5 protein-coding genes are annotated in these 7,201 nt (G+C 44.6%); 1 reads left to right on the top strand and 4 read right to left on the bottom strand.

From position 1 onward, the window contains the following. Window positions 1-129 precede the first annotated feature (129 nt). A complete protein-coding gene (locus tag A1D16_RS05940; RefSeq protein ID WP_290708370.1) occupies window positions 130-1,662 on the top strand; it encodes a hypothetical protein in 1,533 nt (510 codons plus the stop codon). A 12-nt stretch (window positions 1,663-1,674) separates the two neighbouring features. Here the strand turns inward: A1D16_RS05940 and A1D16_RS05935 are convergent, their stop codons facing one another. From A1D16_RS05935 to A1D16_RS05920, 4 genes are all read right to left on the bottom strand, one after another. Further along, on the bottom strand, window positions 1,675-2,175 hold the full coding sequence (locus tag A1D16_RS05935; protein WP_290708369.1) for a DinB family protein: 501 nt from the start codon (window positions 2,173-2,175) through the stop codon (window positions 1,675-1,677). Between the two features lie 52 nt (window positions 2,176-2,227). Continuing rightward, window positions 2,228-3,415 carry a TlpA disulfide reductase family protein gene (locus tag A1D16_RS05930; protein ID WP_290708368.1) on the bottom strand — a complete coding sequence of 396 codons (1,188 nt, stop codon included), beginning with the start codon at window positions 3,413-3,415 and terminating at the stop codon, window positions 2,228-2,230. A 15-nt stretch (window positions 3,416-3,430) separates the two neighbouring features. Beyond that, window positions 3,431-4,468: a hypothetical protein gene (locus A1D16_RS05925; RefSeq protein WP_290708367.1), complete on the bottom strand. Its 1,038-nt coding sequence runs from the start codon at window positions 4,466-4,468 to the stop codon at window positions 3,431-3,433. 105 nt (window positions 4,469-4,573) lie between these two features. Beyond that, the coding region (locus A1D16_RS05920; protein ID WP_290708366.1) for a S41 family peptidase at window positions 4,574-7,201 on the bottom strand (2,628 nt) is incomplete at its 5' end.

Here is a 7,201-nt window from a genome sequence, read left to right as displayed (position 1 = left end):
CGCCTGGAGCAGCAGTTTCGATATTGTTGTGCCAATACATTGCAGGATAATCATACCTATTTTTCTGAAAATATATTAACTGGATTAGCAGGGCCATTTGCATTTATGCATAGCCACTAAAAACATTTTATGAGTGCAATAACATCCGTTAAAATACGCATGTATCGCCAGGGCTTCGGCGACTGTTTTTTGTTGCGTTTTTTCCAGGGAGAGAAGCAGGTTTTTACAATACTGATCGATTGCGGATTGAAAAAAAATGATACAAATCCGCAAGTTCCGCTGGCTGATGTGGTAGAGGATATCAAAAAGCTGGTTATGCGAAAGCAGGGTAGAAAGCAAGTGCCTTATCTTGATGTACTGGTGGCTACCCATGAACACTACGACCATGTATCTGCATTTCATCCATCATTGGGTCTATTTAATGAATTTGTAATTGATGAAATCTGGATGAGCTGGACTGAAAATCCGCGCGACAAAGAAGCCCGGCAGATAAATGCTTATTTACGGATGGGGTTGGCAACGCTTACATCTGCTGTAAAAGCATTGAAGAAAAAAACAAAAGAAGAGAAAGAGACGGGTTTTTATACATTGCTCGAAGATGGAGAAGAAGTGCTGCAGTTCCGAGAGGCATTTGAGCTGGCATTGGAAGATCTGCTGGCATTTAACGGTGCCCTCGAAGCCAAAAAAACGTCTTCCAGCGGAATCCGTTATCATCCGCTCGAAGATCTGTCGATTGATACCATGGAGGCGTTTGATCATATCAAAACTGGTTTAGGTGGCCAACAAGCACGTTTGCGCTATTTTGAACCGGGTGATATTGTGGATGCATTAGGGGAGTTAACCGGTGTGCGGATATTTGTTCTAGGTCCGCCCAGAAGTGGCATGTTAAACAAAGATGCGCCATCCGGAGGCACCAAAAAAGAAGTCTACCTGGGCTTTAACGACCCATCGTTGGTTGGTTATATGAAAGGGGTATTGCACCAGGATAATTGGGAAGTGGAAGATGGCGCGCCTTTTTCCGGAGTAATAACTACGTCTCTGAAAGAAGCCCAAAAGGACACCTGGCTGCACCGGACCTATTACAGTGCTGGCGAGCGCTGGAGAACCGTAGATGCCGACTGGATGGATGCGGCAGGCACGCTGGCTTTGCAGGTAGATGGTTGTATTAACAACAGTAGCCTGGTATTGGCAATTCAATTGGTTGATTCGGAAAGGGTGCTTCTGTTTCCAGGCGATGCCCAGGTAGGTAGTTGGTTGAGCTGGCAGGAGCTTGCCTGGGAAGAGGTAGATGCCAACGGTACTATAACAGAATTCACTACCAGCGATTTGCTGGCGCAGACAATCCTGTACAAAGTGGCGCACCACGCTAGTCATAACGGCACATTAAAAGCACTGGGGCTGGAATTAATGACACATCCTGATCTAGTAGCCTTTATCCCGGAAAAAGAAAAACAGTACCAGGGAATTCCCTATTCTCCGTTGGTAAATGCACTGCGGGAAAGAACCAATGGAAGGGTGATCTTTTCTGCCGATAGCAATTATAAACCCGAAGACCTTCTGAAAGGAACTAAACCCAGTGGCTTATCCGCCAAACGCTGGAAAGAATTTCTTGCATGCCTTGAGGTGGATACAAAGTATGTGGAGTATAAGGTAACCCTTTAATGAACTAGGGTTTTATAGTTGATTGGTTTGTACATTCCAGTAATTAAAATCCATCATGGGGGCGTTGTTTACGCCGACACTATGGCCGATAGTAACAATCTGGCCCCGATGGTAGGAGGTATGAATGATTAAATGCTGGAAATATTCAAGCTTCGGAAAATTGGAAGTAAACCACTCGGTTTCTATCCGTTTCCTTTCCTGCATCGTTGTTGTATTGTTTTTGACATAGGTTGCCAATAACACAGCTTCCTCTAACAGGTTCTTCATTTCTGTTCGGGTGTTTACAACGCTGGGCATATAGTCAAAAACTGGTGCCGCGGTTTCCCGGATCAGGGAGGACCAGTATAACTGGGTATCACTAATATGCTTAAGGGTTTTTGCAATGCTGTTAAAGCTGGAGGGGCATTGCTTTTGTAACAGTTCTTCGGGAAATTTTTGTAACCAGTTAACCAGTTGTTCTGTTACCCAGCAGTTATAATCGGCATTTTTAGCCAGTATTGTGGTGGTGTTCATGGTATAAGCATTTTTTTTTAATCGTTGCTTTGTTGGTATTCAACCTGGTTGTTTAGTCGATAGATAAATTAGCGAGTTCTTTTAGTTTGGTTTTTAAACTGCCTTTACCATACCCCGTCCACATATCCTGTATTATACCATCCGGACGAATCAACACGTAATTAGGAATGCCCGATACGCCATAACGGGCATATATTCCACGGTTTTCCTTTCCATCACTCAGGTTATTCCAGGTCATTTTAAAATAATCAGAGGCTTTCTTCCACATTTCCTGGTTGTCGCTGGTTAAGCTTACTACCGCTAAACTCTCTTTAAATGCTTCCGCAATTTCTTTCATTTCCGGTACAGAAGCATGGCAGGGACCGCAACCGAAACTCCAGAAATCTAATAAGATATATTTGCCCTTGAAGTCGGAAAGGTGATAATATGTTCCATTCAGATCGGTTAGTAAGGTATCATACATAGGTTCGCCGACCTTTGCCGTTTTGGGAGGGTTTAGAATTAATGCAATCAGTTCACCATCCGCACTGTTCTTTAAAGAGGCATTCAGTTTTTCATATATTTTTTGCACCGGTGCTCTGAATTCTTCGATATTATTCCATTTAATCAGGTTGGCTACATCTCGAAGTACCTCAAGCCGAACAGGGGTGATCGGCAGTTTTTTCAACAGTGCAATATTTTTTTTATAAATTTCGTATTGATAGTTATCTGTCTGTTTGTCTATTGAATCAATAAGGGTTTTGGCTGCTTTTTTTTCTTCTTCCGTGCTGCCATCTGCATAAAAATGGGTTTTGACTAAACTGCTTCGTTTAACCGAAAGTTGCTGGAACTTATTCCATAAATCTTTATTAGCGCTGATAAAATAAGACCATTCTTTTTGTTCGGGTATGTCGCTGCTGACCTGCCAGGTATAAACAAGGTTGTTTTTTCCTTTTATATAAATAGGATGACCTGCTTTTGTCCACAACCTAAGACCAAGGGAAGGGAATCCGTCATCAAAACAATTAAGGGAAAAGTTTTCAACAGCGTCGTTCTGTGGATCATATTCAATTTTAAAACGCCCATTTACCACAGTGTCTTTGGTTACTTCACTCAAAACAGATCCCATTGCTTTCATGAGGCTAATAACGGTACCTTCTTTCAGTCCGTCTACCTCACCCATTATTACAAAGGTTTTCTGTGCAAAGCAGGAGCATATAAAAATGCCCATGCAGGAAAGCAGTAGTACAAATGGTTTCATTTTTTATAGTTTGGGTTATTCTTTCAATACAACAGGATTTACCAATCGAATCATAGCACTGCTTTGTTCATTGGCAAAAAGCCGGGCTTCGTATCGTTTATCACCTACAATAGCTACCATAAAGGAGGTGTTGGGTGGAATGCTGCCGAGGTTTTCGGCTACCATTACCAGTTCATTGTCGGCCTGGAGATCGGCAGCATTCAGTTTTACGGTATAGGCTTCTTCCGTAAGTCGTATGTTCTTAAAGAGCAGTTGCCCGTTTAGGAATAATGCTATGGAATCTCCGTCTACCTGTGCGTTGTCATAAAAGCGCAGCTCAATTGTTTTTGCTGTAATCGGTATAACTGTTTGTAGTACGTTTTTCCGGGAGCTGAATTTTTTCTCTGCCGGATCGTTGGCATCTGCCGGAAGAGCTGGGCTTACCGGCGCCGTTACCGTAACCGGAGGAGCCGGTGCGGGCAAAGCCGGAAGAATGGTTTCTTCGGGGTACTCAGCGTTTACCTTAACCTGTGCAATGCTATCGATCAACAGCGGGTTATTTGCACCAACAAAATAGTTGTCGATTATATAATCCCATTCATCGTTGAATAAGGGTTTCTCCATTTTCTGCAAATGCAGTACCCCGTTTTTGCTGTTTTGTTGATCGCGGCTGGAACTGGTACCGTCGAGGTACATTTCTTCGCCACCCGGACAATTAAAATCTGCTACCATCAGTTGGGCGCCCGCGTCTGGTCTGATTTGCATAATACCGCCTTTCCCGTACGCATCCAGCAATACCTCATCCCACCAGATAACGGAATTGGTAGCGGGATCAAAGTGCCCGCGTATACTATAGCGTTTGTAGTTGTTTTTCTTTTGATAATAATAGGCAACTCCAACCAGGTTATCGCCAGATTTTATCAATTTAACCTCTGCCTGTTGTCCTTTGATTTTGCCTCTCCATACACCGGTAATGGTTTGGGCCGCTGCATCCATTGAAATGATGGAGAATGTTGCCATTGCCAGGCTGAGCATAAAAAAAGGGCGGCCAAAAAATCCGGAGGAGTTCTTCATGTTGGATGGTTTCAGGTTCCAAACTAACGAAGTAATCTTCCAAATTCGTTCGCCGCCCCTCATTTTTATCTTTCCCTTAGGAAATGTCTTTCTTCAGGATGGTTGCTAAAATCCTTTTTTTTCACGAATCGTCTTCAGCATCTCTTTTACCGCAGCTTCAATCTGCGCGTCCTTCCCGTTCAGGAAATCTTCATAACTCAATGGTACCCTGATATCCGGTTCCAATTGCAGGTTTTCAGTTGGTCTTCCTTCTTTTCCAATGGTTGCAATCATAGGAATGCCAAAAACGATGGTGGGGTCAATCTGTTGTTCCCACCAAACTGCGGTTCCAGTGCCGGGAACCGGCATGCCGATCAGTTTGCCGACTCCCTGTTGTTTGTATACGTATGGGAAAATAAAGGCATCGGAATAGTTGCCCTCGCTCATTACCACGCAACTGGGTTTGCTCCAGCGGCCGGCCGGCTCGCCGTCTTTTAGGCGATTACCCTGCGGTGCAAAATCTAGGTATCTTTTGGCGCTTAGGAAATTCAACAGATCGTCGTGTAACCAACCACCTCCATTGAATCGGGTATCTACAATAAGCGCTTCTTTATCACTGTTTTTTCCCATCACAACATCGTAAGAAGAGCGGAAACTGCCATCGTTCATGCCCTGTACATGTACATACCCTACTTTACCGTCGCTCAGTTTGGTTACAAGGGCGTCCATTTTTTTCACCCAGCGTTTGTACATTAAGGAAGTTTCTTCCTGGAAGCTGATGGGTTTGGTAGCTTCTTCCCATCGTTTGCCGCTTGTTGGATCATAGAGGCTCAATAGGGTGTTTTTTTCTGCTTTTCGATTTAAAAGAGCTGTCCAATCATTGTCCTGGCTGATAGCTTGGCCATCGATTTTCTCAATTACCACCCCAGCTTTAACCCTGGAAGCGGCCCGATCTAAAGGTCCGCCTTCAATTACTTCGGTTACTAGCAAACCATTGCCGCCCTTGCTTTCATCATACAGCAGTCCCAGTGCAGCGGTAGCATCGGGGTTTTGCATCTGGGGGCTGTATCGTCCGCCTGTATGGGAGGCATTCAATTCGCCCAGCAGTTCGCTCAGTAATTCCTGGTAGTCGTAATTATTGCTGATATGCGGAAGAAAACGGGCATAGTCTTTTTTTAATCCTTCCCAATCGAGTCCGTGCAGTTTGGGGTCATAAAATTTCTTCTGTACCTGTCTCCATGCATGGTCGAAAATGTAGTTGCGTTCGGCTGCTGCATCCAGTACCATTTCTCCATCAATGGAAACCGGGCTGATTTTGCCCGCTTCATCAATTTTCACCAGCGAGCCGCGATTGGTAACAAACAGGCTTTTGCCATCCTTGCTCATTTCTATTCCACTGGGTGTTCCACCCAGCTTAGCCAGTATTTTAGTTTCTCTTGTACGTGGTTCCGTTACCCAGAGATCGTATCCTTTTTCGAACGATGCCAGGTAGTAGATCTTTGATCCCTCTTTGTTTACGGCATAGTCAGCGATAGAACTCGAGTTGATGGTTAACCTGGCTACCCTGTTTTCCAGGTTTTCCAATAAGGGTACCCAGTTTTCTTTCTTCGGTTCCGGAACTGGTTTTTTATTTTTCTCTTTATTGGTTGCTTCTTTCTCTTTTTCTTCCTTGGCGTCTTTTTCCTCTTTTTCCTTTCTTAATTCAAATTCTTCTTTGCTTAATTTAAAGGTGTCGAACAGGTCCTGGTCCAGGAAACCTGCATAAATATCCAGTTCACGACTTCCTTGCAGGGCCAGCGATTTACGGCCTTCTTTTGAACTGGTCCAGAATACTGCTTTGCCGTTCATGCCCCATTTGAGGTTGCCCTGGCCAAACCCGCTTTTGAGGGGATACTGAATTCCGGCGCTGCCATCGGCTTTGATCATGGCCATATTTTCGGAAAACATTTTTCCATCGCCGTCATCACTGATAATCCATTGCCCATCGGGGCTCCAGTTAAAATCCCAATCTCCATCTGCGTAGGAGTAGTTGTGCCCGGTGGGCAGAAGGGTACGTGTTTTTTTGGTGGCGAGGTTATATACTTTTAGCTGATTCCGCTCTGCTACATAGGCAATTTCTTTGCCGTCGGGAGAAAATTTAGGTTGGTATTCTTCTTCGGCGGTAGCAAGCAGGGGAAATTCATTAATAAGCGTGGCTGCATAGAAGTACGGTTCTTCGGTACGTGCTATAACTGCCTGGTAAATATCCCAGTTGTTGTTTCGTTCAGCTGCATACAGCAGGCTTCTGCCATCGGGGCTCCAATGTACCATACGTTCCTGCTGTGGGGTATTGGTGATGCGCTTGGTTTGTTTTCCTTCCACGCTGGTTACAAAAATTTCTCCCCTGGTAACAAAAGCAATCTCTTTTCCATTCGGCGAGAGTTCGAACTCTGTTACATTGCCGTTAATGGAAACATTTTTGGTAACCCCGGCCCTGCCATCATTGAAGATCTGAACGGCCAGTTTTTTAGGTTGTTCACCTTCTTTCAACGTGTAGATTTCCCCGTTGTAGGTGTAACAAAGTGTATTATCAAGGCTGGCTGTTAAATGGCGTACCGGGTGCCGGTCGAGCCGGGTAAGCTGCTGCTCGGCCATCCGGTTCAGGACGGGGGCTTTGAAAATATTCTGGTTGCCGTTTTTCTCACTCAGGTAATAAATGAACTGATCATCACTGCTGAATACCGGTTCGCGATCCTCTCCTTCGAAACCGGAAAT

The sequence above is a fragment of the Flavihumibacter sp. CACIAM 22H1 genome (genome assembly GCF_001601815.1).
Lineage (GTDB): Bacteria > Bacteroidota > Bacteroidia > Chitinophagales > Chitinophagaceae > Flavihumibacter.
This window is presented reverse-complemented; position numbering and strand designations above follow the sequence as displayed.

Excerpts from the sequence above, each read along its gene's own strand:
- A1D16_RS05935 (WP_290708369.1), bottom strand. The coding sequence starts at position 2,175 with ATGAACACCACCACAATACTGGCTAAAAATGCCGATTATAACTGCTGG.
- A1D16_RS05940 (WP_290708370.1), top strand. The coding sequence starts at position 130 with ATGAGTGCAATAACATCCGTTAAAATACGCATGTATCGCCAGGGCTTC.
- A1D16_RS05930 (WP_290708368.1), bottom strand. The coding sequence starts at position 3,415 with ATGAAACCATTTGTACTACTGCTTTCCTGCATGGGCATTTTTATATGC.
- A1D16_RS05925 (WP_290708367.1), bottom strand. The coding sequence starts at position 4,468 with ATGAAGAACTCCTCCGGATTTTTTGGCCGCCCTTTTTTTATGCTCAGC.